The sequence below is a fragment of the Rhizobium sp. UBA1881 genome (assembly GCF_002338015.1).
Lineage (GTDB): Bacteria > Pseudomonadota > Alphaproteobacteria > Rhizobiales > Rhizobiaceae > Rhizobium.
Genome location: NZ_DDHH01000191.1, coordinates 35,039 through 58,974 on the forward strand (window position 1 = coordinate 35,039; position 23,936 = coordinate 58,974).

Consider the following 23,936-nt stretch of genomic DNA (forward strand, 5'->3'; position numbering starts at 1 on the left):
GTAAGGAACCCATGATGAAATTAGCATTCAACACCTTCCCCTTCAGCAGCTTTCCAACCTTTCTTCCGACCTACTCGCTGCCCAATACGATCCGCACCCTTGCCGGCATCGGCTATGATGCGGTGGAGATCGGCTGCTGCGCACCCCACGCCTGGCCGGCGCATCTGTCCAAGACGCGCCGGGCGGAGATCCGGGCATTGGCCGACGGCGAGGGCATCGCGATCAGCAGCCTTCTGCCCGCCATCGGCGGCGGCTTTGGCTGCAATCCCTGCTCAATCCTGCATGCCGAGCGGCTGTCCACGATCGGCCACTACACCGATATCGTCGATCTCGCGCACGATCTCGGCGCCGGGATGGTGCTCTTCATCGGCGGCTGGCGGGCCGAAGAGATGTCGCGCGAACAGGCCTGGGCGCATAGCCTGGATTGCCTGCGCAAGGTGGCCGCCCATGCCGCCGAACGCGGCATCACCATCGCTATTGAGCCGACGACGGCGGATACCAATCTCATCGACACGACCGCCGATGCACGGCGGATGATGGTCGAGGCGGAATGCGCCAATGTCGGCCTGATGTTCGACACTTGCCATATCGCCTATGAGGGCCGTCCGCTGTCGTCCTATGTGACCGACATGGGCCCCAATCTGGTTCACCTGCATGCTGCCGATACCGACCGCAAGGCGATCGGCAAGGGCAATATGGATTGGGATGACCTTCTTGGCGCGCTGGTGTCCGCGGATTACCAGGGCTACTTCACCGTGGAGACAGGCTTCGGCTCCCGCGACGTCGATCCCATCGACGTCGCTAAAACGAGCCGCTCGTTCGTTCGAGACCGGCTTGCTGCCATCGGTGCTTGAGACTATGCCGATACCGCGGTTCACGTGCTCCGCGGCATCGAAGCCTTGAAGTTTGTCGCGGCGTTCACTCCGTTCGCCCGACAGCGTCCAACGCATTCTTCAGCTCATTCAGCCCATGTGGCTTGAGCAGCAGGACCGTCCTGGAACTGTCGTCCATCTCGGGCTTCTTCTCCGAACCCGTCGCAAAGACGATGCCGATCTCAGGCCAGCGCTTACGCACCTCGCGACAGAAATCGTCTCCGGACATGCCTGGAAGACCGAGATCAGTCACCAGCACATCGATCGGCTCGCTTCCAAAGAGCGGAAGTGCCTCCTCGGCGGATTCGGCCTCAAGCACCTCGTGACCGAGTTCAGCCAGCATGTCGGCGGTCGCCATCCGAATCAGCGCGTTGTCCTCGACCAGGATGACCCGGAGTGTCTTTGATACCGCCGGCGATATGGGCGCGGCTATGGCTGCGATGGACGTGTCTTTTCTGCGCTCGACGTTCTTCTGCGTTTCGTCGATGACATGCCGGATCTTGCGGGCGAGCGCCTCGCGCGTGTAAGGCTTCGACAAAAGCTGCACGCCGGGATCGAGCCGGCCACCGTGAACGATCGAGTTTTCTGTGTAGCCCGAGGTGAAGAGCACGGCGAGGCTAGGTAACCGCTCCTTCGCCTTCTTCGCCATCTCGCTGCTTTTCAGCGGTCCTGGCATGACGACATCGGTGAAGAGCATGTCGATGTGGATACCGCTTTCGATGACCGAAAGAGCGGCCGCCGCATCGCCTGCCTTCAGAACCCGGTAGCCGAGTTCCTGCAGCATTTCGACCACGGTGGTGCGCACGCCCTCATCATCCTCGGCGACGAGAATGGTCTCAGGTCCGCCTTCGACAGGAGCATGCGGATCGATGACCTGCAGGTCTTCCTGTTGTAGCGAACGCGGCAGATACATCTTCACCGTCGTTCCGTGTCCGACCTCGCTGTAAATCTTCACATGTCCGCCCGACTGGCGAACGAAACCATAGACCATGGAGAGGCCGAGACCTGTGCCCTTCCCCTCCGGCTTCGTCGAGTAGAACGGCTCGAACACCTTATCCAAGAGGTCGGGAGAGATACCCGCGCCGGTGTCGGTCACCGAGATCGACACGTACTGGCCGGGCACGACATCCTGGTGCTGCCTTGCATAGGCGTCGTCGACATAGGCGTTGCCGGCCTCGATCGTCAGATTGCCGAAGCCCTCCATCGCGTCGCGGGCATTGATCGCGAGATTAAGCAGCGCGTTTTCGATCTGCATCGGGTCGACCAGCGTGTTCCACAAGCCGCCCGAGACAACCGTCTCCACCTCGACGCCTTCGCCGATCGTGCGCCGGATCATCTCGTCCATGCCGCGGATCAACCGGCCGGCATTGACGACGCGGGGATCGAGCGCCTGTCTGCGGCCGAAGGCGAGGAGCTGGGCCGCAAGCTTGGCGCCGCGTTCCACGCCGGCCAGCGCGTTGGTGATCTTGCGCTGCGCCTTGTCGTTGCCGATAACGTCGCGCGACAGCAGTTGGAGATTGCCCGCCACCACTTGCAACAAATTGTTGAAGTCATGCGCGACGCCGCCGGTCAAATTGCCGATGGCCTCCATCTTCTGGGCCTGCTGTAGGGCAAGCTCGGTGTTGCGGAGCGCGATAGCCGCCTCGCGCTCTTCCGTCACGTCGCGGCCGACCGCATGGATTGACGCGTCATAGGGAACCGCGGTCCAGGAAATGGTGCGGTAGCTTTTATCTTTAGCCTGGTAACGATTTTCGAAGGAGAAGGTCGTCGCGCCCTCGCTGAGCTTGCCGATTTCGGTAAGTGTAGTGGCGATATCCTCGGGATGGATGAAATCGAGGAACGACCGGTTGATGAGCTCGCTTTCCTCCCAGTCGAAGACCGTCTTCCATGCCGGATTGACAGCCGTTATCTTGGCCTCGAAGTCGGCGACCAGCATGATATCTGTCGACAGCCGCCACATCCGGTCGCGATCGGCGGTGCGCTCGGCAACGCGCTGCTCGAGCGTTTCGTTCAGGGCCTCAAGCTTCGCGCGCGTCTCGCGCTGGTCCTCGATATCGGTATTGGTGCCGATCCAGCGGAAAACGCGGCCATCCTCGTCGCGCGACGGCACCGCGCGTGCGATGTGCCATCGATAGGAACCATCGGCGCGCCTCAGCCTGAGGTCGGTTTCATAGGCCTCACCCGACGACAAGGCGGACCGCCAGCGGTCAGACATGGCGGTGAAATCGTCGGGGTGGACGATCTTGGTCCAGGCGCCACCGTCGAGTTCGCCCGGTGCCGCACCGGCATATTCATAGACGCGCTCGTTGAACCAATCGAGCTGGCCATCGGGCCGCGCGGTCCAGACGTGATTGGGTATCGCCTGGGCGAGCGCGCGGAAGCGGGCCTCGCTTTCTCTCAGTTCGCGCTGCGCCTTGCGCCGGTCGGTCACGTCCTGGACGACGCCGACGAAGCGCAGTGGCTTGCCGCTGGCGTCGCGCTCGAACTCTCCCTTGCGGGCGATGACGCGCTTCTGGCCATTGTCGGCGCGGCGGATGCGGTACTCGACGTTCAAGGGCGAGGCGCCCTCCGCCCGCGTCCTGCCATTGGAGCTGATCTCGCGGTCTTCCTCGACAATCAGGCCTTCCAGCGTTTCGATGCGGACATCGCCGGCATCTTCATATCCGTAGATCTTGCAGAATTCCGGCGTGGCGTTGAGGATATTGGTTTCGAGATCGAGCGAAAAAACGCCGACGCCACCGGCCTCCTGCGCCCGGCGCAGCCGCGCTTCGGCTTCGCTAAGCGCCTGCGCCGTCAGATGCTCCTCCGTGCGGTCACGCAGAACTTTCACCAAACCGACGGGCGTTCCGTCCTCGTCGCGGATGGGGCGGATTTCTCCGTTGGCCCAAAAACGTTCGCCGGATTTGCGAAGATGCCACCGGTCGTGATGGGCGTTGCCTTGCCTCAGTGCCGCCGCCATCGCCTCGCTCGCCTTGTCGGCCGCGCGATCCTCGGGCGTGAAGAGCAGTTGCCAATGCTTGCCGGCGACCTCGTCTTCGGTCCATCCGAAGATGCGGCGTGCGCCCTCGTTCCAGCGCAGGATGATCCCATCCAGATCGAGAGCGAGAATGGCGTAGTCGATGGCCCCGTCCATGATCTGACGGCTCTGCCGCTCGGCTGCCCGAAGCCCCTCCTCCGCCGCGACGCGGTCGGTGACATCGGACCCTTGCACGAAAACGCCGACGATGCTGCCATCCGGTTCCGTTACCGGTTGATAGACGAGGTCGACATATTTGCGTTCGACCGGATCATCGGAGGAGACCTGCAGATCGACCGGCAGCGCCCGCCCCTCATAGGCGACGCCCGACGTATAGACCTGATCGAGTAGTTCGTAATAGCCCTGTCCGTGCAGCTCCGGCAGCGCATCGCGCACCGACATGCCGATAACATTACGCCCGCCGACAAGCTGGTTATAGGCCGCGTTAGTCAGCTCGAAGACATGGTGGGGGCCGTGCATCATCGCGACGAAGCCGGGCGCTTGCTCGAACATGCGCCGCAGCCGCTCCTGCTCGCCGTTGCGCCAGCGCTCGGCCGCCACCTTGGCGGTCGTCTCGACCACGATCGCGATCACCCCGCACGGACGGCCGTCCTCATCCATGACAGGCGAATAGTCGAGGTTCATGAAGACCTGTTCGGGCTTGCCTGTCCGGAAGAGCGTCAGCTCCTGATCCTGATAGGCGAGCGTCTTGCCGGCCAATCCCACCTTCATGACATTGTCGTTGAAGTCGGCGACCTCGGGCCAGCCCTCGCGCACCTTCGAGCCCAGAAGTTGCGGATGCCGGCCACCAGCAAAGACCGAATAGGCATCATTATAGATCATGACGCCGTCTTCGCCCCAGAGCGTTACGATCGGCACCGGCGACTGCAGAATGGTCGAGGTCGTGACCTTCACGGCGTTCGGCCAAAGCGAAGGTGGACCGAGAGAGGTCTTCACCCAGTTGAAGCCGCGGATAAGCCGGGCGAGCTCGCCGTCATGGGCGAGAAAATCAAATTCATCAGGTTTCATGGACGTCGACCGGTTGCTCCCGCCAGTTATGTAGCGGAAACATCGACTTGGGGAAGTGGGGCGGAGCGCAAGCCAGCGCTTTATATTAGCGGCCGAACTGGGGAGACCGGTTAGACGACCAACTCACTGGTTGCGGCGCTTGCCTTCAAGGAGGTCGAGCACGGAATTGGCGGCGTCCATGACGTTGGTTCCGGGGCCGAACACCGCCGCCACGCCATGCTCGGTCAGAAAGGCATAGTCCTGTCGGGGGATGACCCCGCCGACCACGACGATGATGTGCTCGGCGCCCTTCGTCTTCAGCGTATCGATCAGCTGCGGCGCCAGCGTCTTGTGGCCGGCGGCCAGCGACGACATGCCAATCACATGCACCTTGCTTGCAATCGCGAGATTCGCGGCTTCCTCCGGCGTTTGGAACAGCGGCCCCGCCAGGACATCGAAGCCGATATCCCCAAACGCTGAGGCGATGACTTTGGCGCCGCGATCGTGTCCATCCTGTCCGAGCTTCGCGACCATGATTTTCGGCGCTCCACCCAGTGCTTCGGAAATCGCTGTCATCCGCGTCCGCAACTGCTGCAGCTCCGGCTCATCGCTATAGGCATTGCCATAGACGTTTTTCACGACCTCGGGCTCCGCCGTGTGATCGCCGAAAACGCTGCGCATCGCATCCGAGATCTCACCGACGCTGGCGCGCGCCCGCGCCGCTTCCACCGCAGCCTCCAGCAGGTTTCCCTTCCCGCTCTCAGCGACCTCGCGCAGCCGCTTCAGCGTTTCCGCCACCTTGGCTGGGTCGCGGCGACGCCGCGTCTCTTCCAGACGCTTGATCTGCGAGGCCCGCACGGCGCTGTTGTCGATATCGAGAATGTCGATCGGTTCTTCGTTTTCCAGCCGGTACTTGTTGACGCCGACGATGATCTCGTCGCCCTTGTCGACCGCCGCCTGCCGCCGCGTTGCGGCTTCCTCGATCAGCCGCTTCGGCAGCCCGTCGTTCACAGCCTTCGTCATGCCGCCGAGCGCTTCGACCTCGTCGATCAGCGCCCAGGCCTTTTCGGCAAGCTCGTTCGTCAAGCTTTCGACATAGTAGGATCCGGCCAACGGATCAACCACCTTGGTCACGCCCGTCTCGTGCTGGAGGATCAGCTGGGTGTTGCGGGCGATGCGCGACGAGAATTCGGTGGGCAGCGCGATCGCCTCGTCGAAGGAATTGGTGTGCAGCGATTGCGTGCCGCCGAGCACCGCCGACATCGCCTCGAAGGCGGTGCGAATGATGTTATTATAGGGGTCCTGCTCCTGCAGCGACACGCCCGATGTTTGGCAGTGCGTGCGCAGCATCAGCGACGACGCCTTCTTCGGCGTGAACTCTTCCATGATCCGAGTCCAAAGCAGACGCGCGGCGCGCAGCTTGGCGGCCTCCATGAAGAAGTTCATGCCGATCGCGAAGAAGAAGGACAGGCGGCCGGCGAACTCGTCGACATCGAGCCCCTTTTTGATTGCTGCCCGCACATATTCGCGCCCGTCGGCCAGCGTGAAGGCAAGCTCCTGCACCAGCGTCGCGCCTGCTTCCTGCATGTGATAGCCGGAAATCGAGATGGAGTTGAAGCGCGGCATCTCCCTGGAGGTGTACTCGATGATATCGGCGACGATCCGCATCGAGGGCTCGGGCGGGTAGATGTAGGTGTTGCGGACCATGAACTCCTTGAGGATGTCGTTCTGGATGGTGCCGGAAAGGGCTGCCCGCGACACGCCCTGCTCCTCGCCTGAAACGATGAAATTCGCAAGGATCGGGATGACCGCGCCGTTCATCGTCATCGACACCGAGACCTTCTCCAGCGGAATGCCGTCGAAGAGGATCTTCATGTCCTCGACGCTGTCGATCGCGACACCCGCCTTCCCGACATCGCCCTCGACGCGCGGATGGTCGCTATCGTAGCCGCGATGGGTGGCGAGATCGAAGGCAACGGAGACGCCCTGCTGGCCTGATGCCAGCGCCTTGCGATAAAACGCGTTGGATGCCTCGGCGGTCGAGAAGCCGGCATATTGCCGGATCGTCCAGGGCCGGCCCGCATACATGGTGGCGCGCGGACCGCGGGTGAAGGGTGCGAAGCCAGGAAGCGAGTCCGGCTGCAAGACAGCGTCCAGATCGGCCTCTGTGTAGAGCGGCTTGACGTCTATTCCCTCGGGCGTCTTCCACACGAGCGTATCCGGCGAGGCGCGAAGCTCCTTTTCGGCAAGTGCCTGCCAATCCTCGAATGTCCTCTCCCCAAGCGTCTTCTTCGTCATCTCAAGCCTCCGCATTCTTCTTTTGCGGCAGGCTAGCATTTTATCCGCGCAGGATGCGAGCGCGATCACGCGATAATGGGTGGTTGCTTGCGACCTCAAGCGCGCGAGGTTCAATCGCGGTAGTCGAGACCGATATCGAGGATCGGCGCGCTATGCGTGATCCAGCCGACCGAGATCAGATCGACCCCCGATGCAGCGATATCGCGTGCGGTTTGAGGCGTGATGCGTCCGGAGGCCTCCGTGATCGCACGCCCGGCCACGATGCCGACTGCTTCCCGCAGCTGATGCGGGTTCATATTGTCGAGCAGAACCGCATCCACCCCCTCGTCCATGACCTCCCGGAGCTGCTCCAGCGTGTCCACTTCTATCTCGATTTTCAGCATATGCCCTGCTGCAGCCTTGGCGCGGCGCAAGGCCTCGCGAACACTGCCAGCGATGACGATGTGGTTGTCCTTTATCAGCATCGCGTCATTTAACGCGAAGCGGTGGTTCATACCGCCGCCGGCGCGAACCGCGTATTTTTCGAGCGCCCTCAGTCCCGGCGTCGTCTTGCGGGTGCAAGCGACGGCCGCACCGCTTCCGACGACCGCTTCGACGATCGATCCCGTCACCGTTGCGATCCCTGAAAGATGGCTGAGGAAGTTGAGCGCTGTGCGCTCACCGGTCAATATCCCTCTGGACGGTCCGCTGATGGTGGCGATCACGTCACCGGGCCCGACCGGGGCTCCCTCGCGGATATGTCGGGAGACTGATATCGCGGGATCGACCAGCTCGAATGCAAGGGTGGCCGCATCCAATCCGGCGACAACGCCGGGCTGACGCGCTGCCATGACGACGGTCGACATATGATCTTCAGGAATGACCGCAGCAGAGGTGACGTCACCGGCCATCCCCAGATCTTCGGCAAGCGCTGTTCTGACGGCAGGTTCGATGACGAGACGTGGAAGGGATGTAACGTGCATTTCATGCACTCCTTGCAAAGTTTGATGCGCTTGCGGCACGGGCGATCTCCAATGCATGCTCAAGCGTTATCCGGCTACGCTGCGCACCCGGGTGCTTCAGCGGATAGTCGGTTCGCGCATGCGCCCCGCGCGATTCCGTGCGCAGGCTGGCGGAAACGGCGACCAACAAAGCCACGATTGCGGGATCACCCCCGAAGTCGTTGCCTTCAGCCATCGGCAACAGCTCCCCGATCGCCTGCTGGATGCCGGCCGCGTTGCGCAGAACACCAAGGTTTCGGGAGACGATCGGGCGCACGGCCCTCGTTTCGGGCGCGCTTGGCATGGGCGGGTTTTTTCCGAGAGGAACCGCCGCCAGCTTCGATCTCATGTCATTGGCCGCGCGCATGCCCATGACAGCGGCTTCCAGCAGCGAATTGCTGGCGAGCCTGTTGGCGCCATGCAATCCGGTCGAGGCGGCTTCACCCGCGACCCACAGACCAGGCACTGTGCTTCGCCCGGCCCGATCCGTCGCAACGCCGCCCATGTGGTAATGCGCGGCCGGGCGAACGGGGATCGGCTGCTCTACGGGATCGATCCCAACCGAGCGGCAAGCGGCATGGATCGTCGGAAAGCGCAAGGGGAAGCGCGCGCCGATCGCGCGGCGCGCATCGAGAAAGACACGGCCGCCGCGGGCGATCTCGGCACTGATTGCACGCGCGACAACATCGCGCGGCGCAAGTTCGGCACCGGGTACATACCTCATGAAACGCTCGCCGCGCTCGTTGATCAGTTCGGCCCCCTCGCCCCTCACCGCCTCGCTGATCAGGGCCAGCGGGCGCTGCTTGCCGTCGAGTGCCGTCGGATGGAACTGGACGAATTCCATATCGGCGAGCACTGCGCCCGCGCGGGCCGCGAGTGCAATCCCTTGGCCGAAGTTGCCGGCCGGATTGGTCGTCGCCTCGTAGAGGCCGCCAATGCCGCCGGTGGCGAGAAGAATGCGCGGCGACGGCAAGACCATCCCCCCACGAGAATTGGCGCAGAGCAGCCCGGAGAGAACGCCTTCAGTCGTCAGTATCCGCCGCGCCTCCACCCCTTCGATGACAGTGATTGCCGGATCGGCATGGACCGCCCTTGTGAGGGCAGCGATGATCGCGGCGCCCGATCCATCGCCGCCGGCATGCACGATGCGGCGGCGCGAATGGGCAGCCTCGAGGCCGAGCGCCAGGCTCCCAGTGCCATCTTGATCGAAGGAGACGCCGAGGCGCTGTAGGGCGGCAATCACGGCCGGCGCCTCTGCTATGATTTCGGCGGCCGCAGTTGCATCGCAAAGGCCATCGCCGGCACCGAGGGTATCGGCCAGATGCAGGTCCACACTGTCGTCCGCACCGATGCATGCCGCAATGCCGCCTTGCGCCCATCCGCTCGAGCTCTCGGCGCCGAGATGTGCGCGGGTGACGAGCACGCAGGGTTCGGGAGAAAGCGTCAACGCCGCGATCAGCCCGGCAAGCCCGCTTCCGACAATAACCGGGCGATCCGCTAGGTTCTTGAGGATCTCGGTCATATCGCCAGCATCCTTTCGACAGCACGACGAGCCGCGACCGCGACATCGGCGTCGACGACGACTTCGTGCTGGTTTTCCTCGAGCGCGGTTCGAATGTTGCGCAAGGTGATGCGCTTCATGTGCGGGCAGAGATTGCAGGGGCGAATGAACTCGACATCGGGATGATGCACCGCGACGTTGTCGCTCATCGAGCACTCGGTCAGAAGCACGACGCGGGCGGGCTTCTTCTCTCCGACATAGTCGGACATGGCCGCCGTCGAGCCTGCAAAGTCAGCTTCCGCCACGACATCAGGCGGGCATTCGGGATGGGCGAGCACGGTGACGCCGGGATGGTTCTCCCGAAGCTGGCGAACATCCTCGGCAGAGAACAGTTCATGCACTTCGCAGTGCCCGTGCCAGGCGATGATTTCAACGTTCGTTTCCTTGGCGACGTTGCGTGCCAAGTATTCGTCGGGGATCATCAGAACCCGGGGAACACCGAGCGCTTCCACGATCTGCTTGGCATTGCCCGATGTGCAGCAGATATCCGAGGCTGCCTTCACCGCCGCAGATGTGTTGACGTAGGTGATCACGGGAACACCGGGGTAAGCCTTGCGCAGCAGGGCGACGTCCTCGGGCGTGATGGAATCTGCCAGCGAACAGCCCGCCCCGGCGTCAGGGATCAGCACTGTCTTCTTCGGGTTCAGCAGCTTGGCCGTCTCGGCCATGAAATGCACACCCGCGAGCAGGATAACCTCGGCATCGACATCGATTGCCTTGCGTGCAAGTGCCAGACTGTCGCCGACGATATCCGCGACGCCGTGGAAGATTTCCGGCGTTTGATAGTTATGCGCGAGGATGACCGCGTTGCGTTTGCGCTTCAACTCCAGGATTGCCTCGACATCCTCTTCGAAGCTCATCCACTCCGCCTTAGGAATGACCCGGCTGACACGATTGTAAAGCGACGCGGCAGACACTGCGGTATTCATATCATCCTCCGTTATACTCATTTTGAGTATATTCGAGACAAATAGATATTCTCACAATGAGCATATGTCAATTGCGGACGAGAGGCAGCTTTGTCCCTGACAGAGCGCGTTCTTCGACAACCGTCTGCCGGAAGCGGAAGAGCTTGGCGGGGCGGCCGCCGGTTTCGCTGGCGATGCCGCCTGTTTCCTCGACAAGCTCCTGCTGCTCGATAAGGCGGCGGAAATTCTGCTTGTGGAGGCAAAGGCCCGCCAACGCCTCGACCGTTCGCTGCAACAGCAGCAAGGTGAAAGCGCTTGGCATTAGCTCGAAGACGACCGGGCGGTATTTTATCTTCGCACGCAGCCGCGCTATGCCGGTCGCCAGGATCCTGCGATGGTCGGCAAACATCGGCCGGCCGAAACTATCGCTCACATCACCTGCTTCCGCCACCAGCCCGGCTTCGTAAAGCAGCTCGTATCGCTGCAACGTCAGATCCTCGTTCCAGCCACCGTGATCGAGGCCGAAGGTGAAGTCGGCGCGCTGATGACGCTCAGCGCGACGCCTTGGATCGGCATCGGCCCAAACCCTGAGCTTCTCGATGATCGCATCCAGAACGTTGGGCCGTCCCTGGCGGTGATCCTCCCACGGTAGATATTCGTACCATCCGTGCCATGCCGGACGGCCCGCGCCGGGCGCATCCTGTTCGAGTACCAGCCCGAGATAGCTGATCGAGATCGTCCGTCCGCCGCGGATGTCGTTGTTACGATCCCGGTCGGCGAATGTGTAGAGCTGTTCAAGATAGCCGATCGGGTGGCCGGTCTGCTCCTGGATCCATTCGCGCAAGCCGCTCTGCAGCGTGCGATGTCCAAGCTCGAAAGGGCCGGACGGCAAGGCTTCGCCGGAACGCACCGTCATCACACGTGGCTCGTTGCTGGTGACGGCTGCCACAACAGCCATGAGTTCCGCGTGGGCAAGCCCGATCGTCAAGCAATTCTCCCTGAATTTAGCAACATAATTGCACGCTGGCCGCTTTACCGCCTGCCTGCAACCTTTTGCCCCAAGAGGCCTGCAACGTCGAGCATCCGGTTCGCAAAGCCGAATTCGTTGTCATACCAGCCGAACACGCGAAGCAGCCCACCCGGCGCGATCGATGTCTCCGGACCAGAGATGATCAATGATTCCTGGCGCGCCCGCATGTCCACCGAAACCACCGGCTTCTCCGTCCACCCAAGAACACGCGACGCGGCGACGGCCTTTTGCATCTGCGCACGCGCATCGGCAAGCGACGGGGTGTCTGTCAAGGAGACCGTGAGATCGATCGCCGAAACGCTCGCCGTCGGCACCCTAATGGCGCGCGCCTCGATCGCTCCAGCGAGCGACGGCAAGACCTTGCCGAGAAGCTTGTGCGCGCTGGTGGTTGTCGGAACCATTGAGAGCGCGGCGGCGCGGCTTCTCGCGAAATCGTCACGCGGCTGGTCGACCGTGGGCTGGCTGCCCGTGTAGCAATGGACAGTGGTCATCTGGCCGCCCACCACGCCCCAGGCATCGTCGATAACCTTCAGCAAGGGAGCGAGCGCATTGGTCGTGCAGGAGGCGTTGGAGACGATAAGGTGATCCCCGAGCATTTCCTCGTTGGCCCCCAGAACCACGGTCACGTCGGCGGCCTCGGCGGGCCCTGAGATCAAGACGCGTTTCGCACCGGCTTCCAGCGCACGGGAAATGAACTCGCGTGTATAGGGTTGGCCCGTGCACTCGAGAAAGACGTCGACACCGGACAGATCAAGCTCGCGGACATCGCGAACATTGTGGAAGGCAATCAGCCTGTCGCCCACCTGCAGCGCCTGTTCGCGGGCCACGACCTCTTCCGGCCAGGGGCCGAAAACACTGTCGTACTGGAAGAGGTAGGCGCAGCTTTCCGGCGCGACGACATCGTTGATCAGGACGAGCTCGAAGTCCCCACCTTTGCTCAGCAGGATACGCAACACCGTTCGGCCGATGCGACCGAAACCATTGATGGCTATTTTCGTCTTCTGCTTTGTCATCGGCGCGAGGCTCACATTGCTTCTCCTTGCTCGGTACGCCGGTCACGTCGATTTCGCAACATGACCGTGTGTTCCGCATGACGATCTGTTGCAGGCGCGCGCCGCATAGGCAACCACCACGATGTCGCAGGAGCATTCAAGCAATACGATAGCGCTAGCCCGGCCGGGCGGACGGGTTTCACGAGCAGAGATCAGAAGCGAACCGCTAAGAGGGCACTTAAAGCGCGGCGCGACTTGCCGACGTGGCCCTTATCGCACTCAGCGTCTGCGCATCGCGACCGTAGATATCATCGTAATAATGGATGATGCCGTCAGCGGTCGGCCACGCGGTGAAATAGGAGACATAGACCGGAATTTCCTCAGGAACCGGAACGTCCTTCTTGTCACCAGCCGCAATCTCCTGATTAACCGAATCCACCGACGTTTTCAGCACGGCCGCCGCCATGGCGCGCGGGTTTTCCAGACGGACGCAGCCGTGGCTGAACATCCGGTCCTGCGAGGCAAACTTCCCACGTGCCGGCGTGTCATGCATGTAGATGGCATGCGGATTTGGAAATAGGATTTTCAACTGGCCAAGAGCATTATCGGCACCTGGCGGCTGCACGACGGCGATATTCTCCAGCGGCTGTGTCCAGTCGACCTTCGCCGAGGGCATCGGCTTGCCGTTGACGGCGACCTTGTAGCCCTCGCGGTCGAGATAGGACGGATCCTTCTTCAAGTGCGGAAGCATCTCGTTCTTAATGATCGACTGTGGGACACCCCAATCCGGATTGAACTCGACCGTCTTGATCGTCGCATCGAAGAAATTCGTCTGATGGTCCTGCTGCCCGATAACCGCTTTCATCGAGAGCGTGACATCACCGTTTTCGGTGTAGTAGGCCATGTAGGCGGGTTGATTGATGAATACATAGCGGTCCGGAAACTCCTGCGGCATCCAGCGCAGTTCTTCCATCGCCACGGTCACCTTGTTGATGTTGACCGTCGTATCGCCACCTTGGCCGGAGCTTCGCAGCCAGTGCAGTTCCGCCGCAAGCTGCGCGAATTTCGGACTGCTGGGCATGAAACGATCGACGGCCGACATCAGGTCGGGGGCGGCTGCCAATCGGGCAAGCGTCGCCTGCAAATCGACTGGCTTGCGCTTGAAATCGTAATAGTTCGAAAGCTTGTTCGGATCGATGCGGCCCCGGAAATTGTCCTGGAGGAACATCAGCATCTTGTTCGACAGGGAGAGCTCGAATGTTGCCAGAGCCTTCGATTGATCGGCAGAATTTTGCCGACCCTGACCCAGCGCTTCCGCAATGGCGTAGTCGGCTGCGGTCAGCCCCCAGTCGTCCGCTTGCTTTAGGAGCGCCAGCGCCTCGCGGGCTCTAGCGTTCGGACCCTTTGCGTCTACCCAGATCAGCTTGGCTTTTGGCTGGCTATAATAGGCTTCTAGCGATGCGGCTATGTCGCTGTTCATCTGCAGAGACAGACCGCCCATCTCCCGCATGATCTTCGCGGGGTTGCCCGCGCCGCCGTCGAACAGCGTTGAAAGGACGGAATCATCGCCTGCCCGCGTGATGTGAACCAAGCGGCGGTCCGGTACGGCATAGCCTTGCGCCACGGAAGCCTGCGTTGCCGGAGCCACCGACTGCGGCTCGGCGTGCGCACCGATCCCGCTCGCCACAAGCGCCAGCATGCTCACCAGAGTTAGCTTCAGGCGTGAAGCCGACATGTCTGCCATTGAATATCCCCAACACTTAACGCGCAAAACCATGCGAGATGGCACATGTCTTCGCGATCCTTTACCACGGACTAGAAGCGGCAACATTCAGGCAGAACCTTGGCGGATGCAGATCACGAGAGGTTGAAAACGATACTTCGGGCGAGCGCCGCTTTCTGCAAAAAGCGACGTGTAGCGAAAATGTCGCACAAACTGAAGTCGCGGAGGCGGCACCCGAGCGTCGGACAACGCCCGGGTGCCGGCTCACGATAATCAGAAGTCTTCCCAGGCCTTCTCCGCGACCGCCGACGCTCGGCCACCAAAGGCCGTCGCAATCTTTCGCCCGAGCGCCCGCGCGGGCGATGCAACGCCGAGGCTCGTGGGTGACGCCTCCCGCACCACGCCTGCAACGACCGCCGGGCGCTGAGCCTCTTCATCAAGATTGAAGCGCGCGAGCAACTGGTTGAGCGAAGCCGCGTCTCTGGCAAGGCTGTGGCTTGCCGCGGTCGACTGCTCCACCATCGCAGCGTTCTGCTGGGTGCCCTGGTCCATGGCATTCACGGCCGTATTGATTTCCTGCAGACCGATCGACTGCTCGCGCGCCGACTTCACGATCGCGTCCACATGGCGATTGATCTCCTGGACCTCGGCAACGATGACCTCCAGCGCCGTTCCCGTGTTTCCGACCAGCTCAACACCTGAACGGACATGGTCGCCGGACATGATGATCAGCGCCTTGATCTCCTTGGCCGCCTGAGCCGATCGTTGGGCGAGTTCGCGCACTTCCTGGGCAACGACCGCGAAACCCTTGCCGGCATCGCCGGCACGGGCGGCCTCGACGCCGGCGTTGAGCGCCAACAAGTTCGTCTGGAAGGCGATCTCGTCGATGACGCTGATGATGTTGGTGATCTCGCCCGAGGAGCGTTCGATTTCCTTCATCGCCACGACGGCGTCGCGGACGACCAGTCCGGACTTTTCGGCTCCGGTGCGCGCCTGCGCAACGAGATTGCCCGCATCTTCCGCCCGCTTGGTGGCGTCCTTCACAGTGGTGGTGATCTCTTCCAGCGCTGCAGCCGTCTCCTCGACGGAAGCGGCCTGCTGTTCGGTGCGTCTCGAAAGATCGTCGGCCGCAGAACGGATTTCATTGGCGCTGGCATCGATGCCCCGCGCGTTGCGACCGACTGCGCGCAGCGCCTCGCTGAGGTTCCCAGCGGATTCGTTGAAGTTCGTCCTCAACGCATCGAGATGGGCGACGAACGGCGTGTCGATGCGATAGGCGACGTCGCCCTGCGCCAACCGCCCGAGTGCGTCACCCAGCCGATCGACGGCGAACTTGGTGTCGGCTTCGTCCCTGGCTTTTTGCGCGTCACGCGCCGCCCGTTCCTGGTCCGAGAGACTGCGATTTGCCTCCGCCTCGTTTTCAAGACGGATTCGCTCGAGGGCGTTATCGCGGAACACGGAGACGGCTCTTGCCATCTGGCCGACCTCGTCACGCCGATCCTGGCCATCGACACCGCCTTCGGCATCGCCGCGGGCAAGCGATATCATTCGTTCGCGCAATTTCGCGATCGGCGCGGTGATGCCGCGCGAAGAGACGAAGAGGGCCATGCCTGTGCTCGCCGCGAACACGATGGTTAGGACAACGAGCGAGATCAGAATGGTCGATCGTGTCTGCTCGGTCAGCGCGCTGGCTCGGGTATTGATGTTTTTCTTCATCAATGTGGTTAGGTCCCGCATATCTGCCAGCAAAGGCTTGATGAGCAGATCGGCGCGAGCCAGGGCGCTCTTCGCCTCGGCATCGCGCCCTTCCGCGCCCAGTTTCACCGCATCGTCCATTTGAGCGGTGAGGTTCTTCGACCTTGCGATGAAATCGTCGATCGCGGCAGTATCCTCGGGGCGGCCACCCTTGGATTGCTCCAATCGGCTGATCAGGCTTGCGGTGTTCTCCTTGTAAAAATCGTTCGCGACTTTGGAGCCCGGATCCTGCACGTCGTAGGCCAGTGTCTGGTAGGCAGCATAGCCGACGGAAACCAAGCTTCTCGTGGAGGCAACAAGATCCACTTCCGCCTGATAGTCATCGGAAATGAACTCGGAGTAGGTGGAATCCACCGTTTTGAATCTGTCGGACATGAAGAGCGTGGCGCCGATGCCCACGACACAGATCGGAATAATCAGGGAAAGAACTTTGGTACGAATAAGCGCATTTTTCAGAAACGACATATGACCTCTACGTGACAGGGATCGATGATCGACTGTCGCGAGGTCGCAATACCTCACTCGCCAATACGGCGCCGAGCATCGGTGTCGCGTCAACGAATGAGACCGACAATCCAATGGTTCTAGCCGCCAATCAATTCATCGATCGGATAGGTGATATCGACATGGCAGAGATCGTGGCCATCATGGCGGCTCGGGCGGATTCTACCAGTTACGAAACTCGGCCCGAGGTAAAGGATTTTTCAGTAAGTATGATCGAAAAGCAGGTCGCCTTGCGGGACACCAGTCAGCACAGTCCCCACGGGCCGACTGGTCAAGCGGTTGCATTCCAAGGCTATTTGTAAATTGGATCGACGTCGCGCCACAATCAGTCTTTGCTGGAATCAGTTTTCATAAAAATTGAAGTATATGGCGGGGAGGGCCGCATTGACGCAGACACGGCAAGTGCGGCAGTGACGGCGCGCATGTTGCGTGACAAACTCGCCGCCGATGGAATCGACCAAGGTCCTTCCCACGCTGAAATCTGAACGAGGAACAATCTTGACCCGTACCGTATATCTGAACGGCAGCTGGCTCGCCGAGGCCGACGCAAAAGTCTCCGTGTTCGACCGCGGCTTCCTGTTCGCCGACGCGATCTACGAGGTCACCGGCGTTGTCGGCGGCAAGCTGCTTGAATATGCCGGTCACGCGGCCCGCCTTCGGCGATCCACGGCCGAACTCGGGATTACCTGCCCGCTGACGGAAGAGGAGTTGCTTGCCGTTCATCGCGAGATCGTCCGCAGGAACGACCTTCAGGAGGGCCTCATCTATCTGCAGATTTCGCGCGGCGCCGCCGATCGCGACTTTGCCTTCCCAACCGACGCTACGCCGACATTGGTCCTGTTCACCCAGGCCAAGGCCGTGCTCGACAATCCGAAGGTGAAGACCGGGATTTCGGTGGCGTTGGTTCCCGATCAGCGCTGGGTTCGGCGCGACATCAAGACGGTCCAACTGCTTTATCCGTCGATGGCGAAGATGCAGGCCGCATCCGTCGGCGCCGACGACGCCTGGCTGGTTGAAGACGGCTTCGTCACCGAAGCAAGTTCAGCAACCGCACACATCATCAGCAAGGACGGGACACTGATCACGCGCGGCCTATCGAACGCGATCCTGCATGGCATAACGCGCCTCAGCGTTCTCGACATCGCCCGCTGCGCCGGACTTGCCGTCGAGGAGCGCGCTTTCACGCCTGACGAAGCAAGGAATGCCGCCGAGGCCTTCATCACCTCGGCGACGAGTTTCGTTCTACCTGTCACCTCGATCGACGGGCAACCGATCGGCGATGGCAAGCCGGGGCCTGAAACGCTGAAGCTTCGCCAGCTTTATATCGAAAACAAACTGGCGAACGCGATCTGATCCTTCCCGTCGTCCATTTGCGGGCGAAAGCCGCTATTTCGCCGGGGTGGGCTCGCCAAGCGAGAGCATCAGGCGGTTCGCCCAGTTGAAGAAGGCGGCGCCGTGAATGACATCGGCGATCTCGAGATCGTCGAGACCCTCTTTGTGCAGCCGGTCGATCTGCTCCGCTCCGAATGCCGAGGGCGTCGCCGTCAAGGCGACCGATGCTTCGACCACGGCTTTCCAGCGACGGCTGGAAAGATCGGCATCGGTGCCTTCGTCGAGAAGCTTCTGAACCTCTTCGGTGCGCTTAGAGTGGTGCGAGGCAAAGCGGGAATGCACGGAGGCGCAGAAGATGCATCCATTGCTGCGTGATGCGGCCGTCGCCGACAGCTCACGCTCGGCGCGCGGCAAACCGGCCTCGGTGTTGTAGAAGATGTCCTTGTCCGTCTTGGTGCGGGCTTCGAGAATCTCCGGATCGCGTGCAAGCAGCATGAAATATGGGGACTTCGCCCGCGAGGCGTCGACGAGGCCGGTCCAGTGCCGTTCGGTGAGCTCTCCCTCTGAAAGCGGTTCGAGCCAGGGCGTCCAGCCGATTTCAGCTTGCGTGAAGGCAGTCGGACGATTTTCAATCTGAGGATGGATGACAATATCGGTCATGACGGCTCCTTATTCCGCGGCGGCGCGTGGAGCGCGCGCCTGCACTGCGGTGCCGAGCGCAGAAAGCGCGGCAACGACACGGATCTGGAAAGAGAGAAAGGCAACGAGCTGCGAGAGGGTGACGATGGCGGTTGTTGTCCAGCTGGCGTTAAGCAGCTTCTGCAACGCATCCGGGCTCGCTTCGCGCGGACGAAAAACAAGGAGATGCGCATGCTCCAGGGCCGCCGACAGTTTGGCGCCAAAAACGGCACGACCAAAATCCGATACGCTGTAGACCGGCCCAGGCCTGTCTTCGACCGACAACGGACCCGTCGGGTAGTGCCCATAGGGCCCCTCGGTTACAGCCTTGATAAGTTCCGTCCTCACCGCAGCCGCAAGGGACGCGCCGCCGCTCGCTTCGCTTAGACCGGCCACGTAGAACTCTGTGGCGCCAGCCGCTTGGTGAAGGCCGGCGACGAAAGCCGCAAGCACAAGCCGCTCGGCGCGCGTGACGTCCGTCTCGTTCACGGGCTCGAAGAGCGCGAGATAGCTCTTCTGGGCGTTGATGCGGGTTTCCGGGCGCTGGTTGCGGATGCGATCAAGAAACGAGCCTGGCTCGATGGCCGCCAGAAGGTCGATGATGTCGGGTGACTGCGTACTCATATGGGTTCCTTTCCTGGTGGCAGCCTAAGCCGTGGCCAAGCGTCGTTCCTGTGTTTTCGCGTTCGCCGGCCTTGAAGTGTTTGGGTTCCAGCCAAGCGCGGGCGCGACTTCGCCGGCGATCAGTTCCAGCGATCGCAGGATGTACTCGTGCGGCGGATCGACGGAATGGACCTGGAAGACGAGATCGGTAACGCGCTCAAGCGCCGTGTCGGCTTTCAAGGAGGCGACCACATCCTCAGGCGTGCCAACATGGACATCGAACGCCCGGATGAGATCTTCAGTCCTGGTGCTTGCCACCTTGTGGCCGCTGGCAATGAAACGCTCCGCGCTGCGGCGAAGCCCTATTTCTGCGAAGTGAAGTGCCTGCTGGCGATCGTCGGCCACGAACAGGCTTCTTGATCCGAGGATACGCGGCGCCCTGCCCTGCGGCAGGTTTTCGAGATAGGCGTCGATGATCGGATTTTGCAGCTCCCAGAGCCGCGTGTCGGGTGCATCCGCTGAGCGCGGCTGTGTGCGCGACAGCATCAGCCCATCACCATCGCGCCCTGCCCGCTCGCCGCCGCCGACCGAAAATGTTGCCTGCCAGACCCGGTCCAGAAGATGCGGCGCGGTGGGATAGAGCCGGCTGTCACCGGCAAGCGGCCGTCCCGCCCAAGCGTCGCGGACGGTTGCCAGGCTTTTGGCATAGACAGCTGCGCGACCACTGCTCTCCAAGCCGAAAGGCAGGAAGGACGTCGGCGTTCCACCCGTTCCGAAGCCGATTTCGAGACGATTGTTCGAGAGAATGTCGAGTACGGCGGTATCTTCGGCCACACGCACCGCGCTTTCCATCGGCAGCGTGATCACGCCGGTCCCGAGCCTGATCCGCGAAGTCCGAGCCGCGAGCTCCGCCAGGAAGATCAGCGGCGACGGGAGACCGCCTTCGTCACCATCAAAATGATGCTGCGCCACCCAGGCGCTGTCGAAGCCAAGTTTCTCGGCATGAACGATCTGCTCGGCAACCAGCCGGTAGCGCGTGGCCGCATCGACCTGATCGAGCACGCGACTGAAAAAGCCCAGGCGCTTCGGCGGGATTGCCTTCGTCATCATTTGCTTCCCGTATTCGTCAAGGTGGATGATCCCCGTGCAGGGGTGAATGTCTTGCCCGGAATTGCGGCGATGAGATCGCGCGTATAATCGCTTGCCGGGTTGCCGAAGACCTGATCGACCGGGCCGCTGTCGACCAGTTTTCCGCCGTTGAGCACCGAGACCGTGTCGGCGATCTGGCGAACGACGGCGAGGTCGTGTGAGACGAAGAGATAGGTCAGGCCGAGCTCGCGCTGAAGATCGCCGAGCAGAGCCAGAATCTGCGCCTGCACCGTCACGTCGAGAGCGGAGACGGCCTCATCAAGCACCAGGATTTTCGGCTTCAATATCAAGGCGCGGGCAATGGCGACGCGTTGCCTCTGCCCGCCTGAAAGCGCCTGTGGCCGCCTGTCCAGCACATCATCCGGAAGCCCGACCTTGGCGATGATCGCATCAACCCGCGCCATTCGCTCGCCTCGCGCCACCGGCTCGAAGTTCAAAAGCGGCTCCTCGACGATGCGCCGGATCGTCTGACGCGGATCGAGCGAGCCGAAGGGGTTCTGGTAAACGAGCTGTATCGTCTTGCGGAAGAGCCGCAACGTCTCGCCGCGCAACTCCGAAAGCGGCAGGCCATCGACGAGCACCCGACCCGACGTCGGCTTTTCGAAGGCCGAGATGATGCGGATGCTCGTCGTCTTGCCCGAGCCGGATTCGCCGACGAGGGCGTGCGTCGTGCCCCGCCGAACGGAAAACGATATGTCGTCGACCGCACAGAAGCGCCCGTCACCGCCGATGCCGAAATCCTTGACCAGGTTTTCGACGACAATGATGTCGTCGCTTCGTTGATCCAGCGGCGACGTTGTCACGATACGCGGGCGTTGGTTGAGTGATGGCGCGTCCAACAGGAGCTGGCGCGTATAGGCGCTCTTGGGGGCGGCAACCACATCCGCGGTGCGACCTTCCTCCTGGATACGACCGTTCTTAAGCACGATCAGCCGATCCGATCGGTCAACCGCCACGCCAAGATCATGTGTAACGAGAAGGATCGCGGTACCATATTCCCGGCGAAGCTCATCGATCAGATCGAGAATGTGTTTCTGCACCGTCACGTCGAGCGCGCTTGTCGGCTCGTCGGCGATGATGAGCGCAGGCTTCAACGCGATGGCGATGGCGATCAGCACGCGTTGCTTCATGCCACCGGAGAGCTCGTGTGGATATTGCTGCGCGCGCAGCCTCGGCTCGCTGAGACCGACCCGTTCCAGAAGCTCGACAGCCTGCGCATAGGCAACCGGACCCGATGCCTTGCCATGTATGGCGAGAATTTCGGCCACCTGCTTGCCGATCGTCTTGACGGGATTGAGCGAATTGCCAGGGTCCTGCGGCACAAGGCTGATGACCGCGCCGCGAACGCCGTCGAGCCGCCGTTGCGGCCAGCCGGCGATCTCCTCGCCGTTCAATCGGATGCTGCCAGCTTCAAGCCTGCCGTTGTCAGGCAGGAGGCCGATGATCGCCTGCGCCGTCGAGCTCTTGCCCGAGCCGGATCCACCGACCAGCGCGACGACCTCGCCGGGATTGACACGGAAATCTATTCCGTGAACGGCAGTCCGGCTTCCGCCGCGGCCTTCATAGCTAACCGTAAGTCCTGCAACATCGAGCACTGGCGATGGCTGGAATGGGTCCCTTGGCAGATCGTTCGGTCTTATCGTCATCTGTCTCCTCCTCCGATTGCCTGGCTGATGCGGTTGACGCAAAGCACCACGAGAACAACGACGACGCCCGGCGCTGCGGTCAGCCACCACGCGGTCGCGATGTAATTGCGACCCTCGGCGATCAGGAGCCCCCATTCCGGCGTCGGTGGCGGCGCGCCGTATCCGAGGAAGCCGAGCGTCGACAATTGCAGGATTGCCGATCCCACCTGTAGCGCTGCGAAGGCGATGACAGAGGTCAGCGAATTGGGCAGGATATGGCGCCAAAGGACGCTCAGAAACCTGCCGCCGCTGCCGAAGGCCGCTTCGACATACTCGCTGCGCCGGACCGTCACGACTTCGGAGCGCACGATGCGGGCGAAGCTCGCTACCGAGGTAATGCCGACAGCGATCGCGGCGTTGAGCGTACCGAAGCCGAGAAGGATGATGATGCTGAGGGAGAGCAGCAGGACAGGGATCGACAGCAGGACATCCACCAGCCGCATGATCACGGTTTCCGTGCGGCCTCCGAGCGAACCGGCAAGCACGCCAAGCGTGGTTCCGAGAGCAAGCCCGATCCCGACGGCCGCCAGGGCTCCGGATAGCGAATGCACGGAGCCATGCACGAGGCGTGCGAAGAGATCGCGCCCAAGTGCATCCGTTCCAAGGATATGCGTCAGGCTCGGCGCTTTCAGCTGCTGGCCGGGAAGCCCCTTGATCGGATCGTAGGATGTAAACAGCAACGGAACGACGGCCCACAAGAGGACGATCACAAGCACGACGACTGCGAGCACGAGGCTGACATCGACACGCTGCCTGCGTGGCGCATTGGCCGATGCCGGATTGCCGACGCTGTCGGCATTAGCGATTTCGAGTGGGCGTTCGGCGACATCAAGGCTCGTCATCGTGCAGTCTCCGGCTTGGCTTTGAGCCGCGGATCGAGAATGGGGTAGAGAAGATCGACCAGAAGATTGACCGTGACGAAAGCAGCGGCCGACAGCACGACGATCGCCTGCAACACCGCCACGTCCTGGAAATTGACCGCCTGCTCGGTGAGGCTGCCAATGCCGTTGAGGCCGAAGACGGTTTCAGTGATCACGGCGCCGGCAAGAAGTTCACCGAACAACACGCCGCCGACGGTCAGCACGGGCAGAACCGCGTTCTTCGCGACGTGCCGCCACAGAACCCCGGCATGCGATGCTCCCTTGGCGCGCGCCACGGCAACAAAAGGCCGCGTTTTGACCTGGTCGATGTTTCGGAGAAGGATCTGTGCCAGCGGCGCGGAAATGGGAACGGCGATGGCAAGCACGGGCAATATCAAGCCTTCCCACGGTCCCGGATTGATCACAGGAACCAACCGCAGGCGAAACGAGAAAATCTGGATTAACATGATCCCGAGCCAGAAGGTCGGCACGGACACGAATAGCGAGGGCACCGACTGAATGATGCCGCGCAGCCTGCCAAAGCCCTGGATGTTGGCGAGGATGGCCAAGAGGACGGCAATCGCGACGGCAACGACGAAAGCAAAGCCGGCGAGGCGGACCGTGGGAGGCAGGTTCGTCGCAAGCTGTGCGCTGACGGCCACGCCTGCCTGCAGCGAGTAGCCGAAGTCGCCGACCAGGAACCGTCCAGCGGTGTGCAGATACTGCGTCAACACGGTGCCGTCAGCTGCGTATGCCGCGCGAATGTCGGCCAGTTGCTCGGGGCTCAGGCCATATTCCGGGTTCTGGAATTTGATCAGCACGGCATCTCCAGGCATCGCCTGCAAAAGGACGAAAGAGATCGTGAATGCGGCCCACAGCACCAGCAGTGCCTGACCTATGCGTGACGTAATGTAGCGGGCCATACCGATCCCTTCGCGTCAGGGGCGTGCCCGGCCAACGCCGGGCACATCGTTCAGTGCGC

General features: G+C 61.9%; 18 protein-coding genes and 1 pseudogene. 3 read left to right on the top strand and 16 right to left on the bottom strand.

Annotated features, from left to right (window positions below):
* Positions 1-14 precede the first annotated feature (14 nt).
* Positions 15-854, top strand: coding sequence for a sugar phosphate isomerase/epimerase family protein (locus tag B3605_RS23540; RefSeq protein WP_162725017.1), 840 nt, complete (start codon positions 15-17; stop codon positions 852-854).
* 64 nt (positions 855-918) lie between these two features.
* Here the strand turns inward: B3605_RS23540 and B3605_RS25855 are convergent, their stop codons facing one another.
* From B3605_RS25855 to B3605_RS23585, 10 genes and pseudogenes are all read right to left on the bottom strand, one after another.
* On the bottom strand, positions 919-2,925 hold the full coding sequence (locus tag B3605_RS25855; protein WP_414707019.1) for a hybrid sensor histidine kinase/response regulator: 2,007 nt from the start codon (positions 2,923-2,925) through the stop codon (positions 919-921).
* Positions 2,905-4,917, bottom strand: a pseudogene (locus B3605_RS25860) (PAS domain S-box protein); the annotation flags it as partial. The gene B3605_RS25855 and the pseudogene B3605_RS25860, both read right to left, overlap by 21 nt.
* Positions 4,918-5,040: 123 nt before the next feature.
* A complete protein-coding gene (scpA, locus tag B3605_RS23550; protein ID WP_112943485.1) occupies positions 5,041-7,194 on the bottom strand; it encodes a methylmalonyl-CoA mutase in 2,154 nt (717 codons plus the stop codon).
* Positions 7,195-7,304: 110 nt separating this feature from the next.
* The gene (nadC, locus tag B3605_RS23555) at positions 7,305-8,156 is read right to left on the bottom strand and encodes a carboxylating nicotinate-nucleotide diphosphorylase (RefSeq protein WP_112943484.1); all 852 of its coding nucleotides are present in this window, start codon (positions 8,154-8,156) and stop codon (positions 7,305-7,307) included.
* Between the two features lies 1 nt (position 8,157).
* Entirely contained in the window at positions 8,158-9,696 is a 1,539-nt protein-coding gene (locus B3605_RS23560; RefSeq protein WP_296436429.1) for an L-aspartate oxidase, read from the bottom strand.
* Entirely contained in the window at positions 9,693-10,664 is a 972-nt protein-coding gene (gene nadA, locus B3605_RS23565) for a quinolinate synthase NadA (protein ID WP_296436431.1), read from the bottom strand. The genes B3605_RS23560 and nadA overlap by 4 nt, the downstream gene beginning before the upstream one ends.
* A gap of 67 nt (positions 10,665-10,731) precedes the next feature.
* Positions 10,732-11,631, bottom strand: coding sequence for an NUDIX hydrolase (locus B3605_RS23570; protein WP_296436433.1), 900 nt, complete (start codon positions 11,629-11,631; stop codon positions 10,732-10,734).
* Positions 11,632-11,675: 44 nt separating this feature from the next.
* On the bottom strand, positions 11,676-12,701 hold the full coding sequence (locus tag B3605_RS23575; RefSeq protein ID WP_296436436.1) for a type I glyceraldehyde-3-phosphate dehydrogenase: 1,026 nt from the start codon (positions 12,699-12,701) through the stop codon (positions 11,676-11,678).
* 202 nt (positions 12,702-12,903) lie between these two features.
* Positions 12,904-14,409, bottom strand: a complete 1,506-nt coding sequence (locus B3605_RS23580) for a L,D-transpeptidase family protein (RefSeq protein WP_296436438.1) — start codon at positions 14,407-14,409, stop codon at positions 12,904-12,906.
* Positions 14,410-14,661: 252 nt separating this feature from the next.
* On the bottom strand, positions 14,662-16,608 hold the full coding sequence (locus B3605_RS23585; protein WP_112943480.1) for a methyl-accepting chemotaxis protein: 1,947 nt from the start codon (positions 16,606-16,608) through the stop codon (positions 14,662-14,664).
* A gap of 11 nt (positions 16,609-16,619) precedes the next feature.
* On the opposite strand from B3605_RS23585, the gene B3605_RS23590 reads away from it, so the two are divergent.
* Both B3605_RS23590 and B3605_RS23595 read left to right on the top strand, forming a co-directional pair.
* Positions 16,620-16,949: a hypothetical protein gene (locus B3605_RS23590; protein WP_162725018.1), complete on the top strand. Its 330-nt coding sequence runs from the start codon at positions 16,620-16,622 to the stop codon at positions 16,947-16,949.
* 196 nt (positions 16,950-17,145) lie between these two features.
* Positions 17,146-18,000 carry a D-amino-acid transaminase gene (locus tag B3605_RS23595; protein ID WP_162725019.1) on the top strand — a complete coding sequence of 285 codons (855 nt, stop codon included), beginning with the start codon at positions 17,146-17,148 and terminating at the stop codon, positions 17,998-18,000.
* Between the two features lie 33 nt (positions 18,001-18,033).
* Here B3605_RS23595 and B3605_RS23600 read toward each other — a convergent pair whose 3' ends face one another.
* From B3605_RS23600 to B3605_RS23625, 6 genes are read right to left on the bottom strand one after another with little or no spacing between them, the layout of a single operon-like run.
* A complete protein-coding gene (locus tag B3605_RS23600) occupies positions 18,034-18,639 on the bottom strand; it encodes an alkylhydroperoxidase domain protein (RefSeq protein WP_113168299.1) in 606 nt (201 codons plus the stop codon).
* A 9-nt stretch (positions 18,640-18,648) separates the two neighbouring features.
* Complete coding sequence (locus B3605_RS23605; protein WP_289727833.1) at positions 18,649-19,281, bottom strand: CMD domain protein; 633 nt, start codon at positions 19,279-19,281, stop codon at positions 18,649-18,651.
* Between the two features lie 24 nt (positions 19,282-19,305).
* Positions 19,306-20,367, bottom strand: coding sequence for a putative FMN-dependent luciferase-like monooxygenase (locus B3605_RS23610; RefSeq protein WP_296436440.1), 1,062 nt, complete (start codon positions 20,365-20,367; stop codon positions 19,306-19,308).
* The gene (locus B3605_RS23615) at positions 20,367-22,055 is read right to left on the bottom strand and encodes a dipeptide ABC transporter ATP-binding protein (RefSeq protein WP_296436442.1); all 1,689 of its coding nucleotides are present in this window, start codon (positions 22,053-22,055) and stop codon (positions 20,367-20,369) included. The genes B3605_RS23610 and B3605_RS23615 overlap by 1 nt, the downstream gene beginning before the upstream one ends.
* Positions 22,052-22,936, bottom strand: a complete 885-nt coding sequence (locus tag B3605_RS23620; protein WP_112943474.1) for an ABC transporter permease — start codon at positions 22,934-22,936, stop codon at positions 22,052-22,054. The genes B3605_RS23615 and B3605_RS23620 overlap by 4 nt, the downstream gene beginning before the upstream one ends.
* Positions 22,933-23,877 carry an ABC transporter permease gene (locus B3605_RS23625; RefSeq protein WP_112943473.1) on the bottom strand — a complete coding sequence of 315 codons (945 nt, stop codon included), beginning with the start codon at positions 23,875-23,877 and terminating at the stop codon, positions 22,933-22,935. Before B3605_RS23625 ends, B3605_RS23620 begins: the two co-directional genes overlap by 4 nt.
* Positions 23,878-23,936: the final 59 nt, after the last annotated feature.

Bases quoted from the DNA above. Each gene is read 5' to 3' on its own strand.
- B3605_RS23600 (WP_113168299.1), bottom strand. From the start codon at position 18,639: ATGACCGATATTGTCATCCATCCTCAGATTGAAAATCGTCCGACTGCC.
- scpA (WP_112943485.1), bottom strand. From the start codon at position 7,194: ATGACGAAGAAGACGCTTGGGGAGAGGACATTCGAGGATTGGCAGGCA.
- B3605_RS23560 (WP_296436429.1), bottom strand. From the start codon at position 9,696: ATGACCGAGATCCTCAAGAACCTAGCGGATCGCCCGGTTATTGTCGGA.
- B3605_RS23615 (WP_296436442.1), bottom strand. From the start codon at position 22,055: ATGACGATAAGACCGAACGATCTGCCAAGGGACCCATTCCAGCCATCG.
- B3605_RS23580 (WP_296436438.1), bottom strand. From the start codon at position 14,409: ATGGCAGACATGTCGGCTTCACGCCTGAAGCTAACTCTGGTGAGCATG.
- nadA (WP_296436431.1), bottom strand. From the start codon at position 10,664: ATGAATACCGCAGTGTCTGCCGCGTCGCTTTACAATCGTGTCAGCCGG.
- B3605_RS23625 (WP_112943473.1), bottom strand. From the start codon at position 23,877: ATGGCCCGCTACATTACGTCACGCATAGGTCAGGCACTGCTGGTGCTG.
- B3605_RS23610 (WP_296436440.1), bottom strand. From the start codon at position 20,367: ATGACGAAGGCAATCCCGCCGAAGCGCCTGGGCTTTTTCAGTCGCGTG.
- nadC (WP_112943484.1), bottom strand. From the start codon at position 8,156: ATGCACGTTACATCCCTTCCACGTCTCGTCATCGAACCTGCCGTCAGA.
- B3605_RS23585 (WP_112943480.1), bottom strand. From the start codon at position 16,608: ATGTCGTTTCTGAAAAATGCGCTTATTCGTACCAAAGTTCTTTCCCTG.
- B3605_RS23605 (WP_289727833.1), bottom strand. From the start codon at position 19,281: ATGAGTACGCAGTCACCCGACATCATCGACCTTCTGGCGGCCATCGAG.
- B3605_RS23620 (WP_112943474.1), bottom strand. From the start codon at position 22,936: ATGACGAGCCTTGATGTCGCCGAACGCCCACTCGAAATCGCTAATGCC.
- B3605_RS23540 (WP_162725017.1), top strand. From the start codon at position 15: ATGAAATTAGCATTCAACACCTTCCCCTTCAGCAGCTTTCCAACCTTT.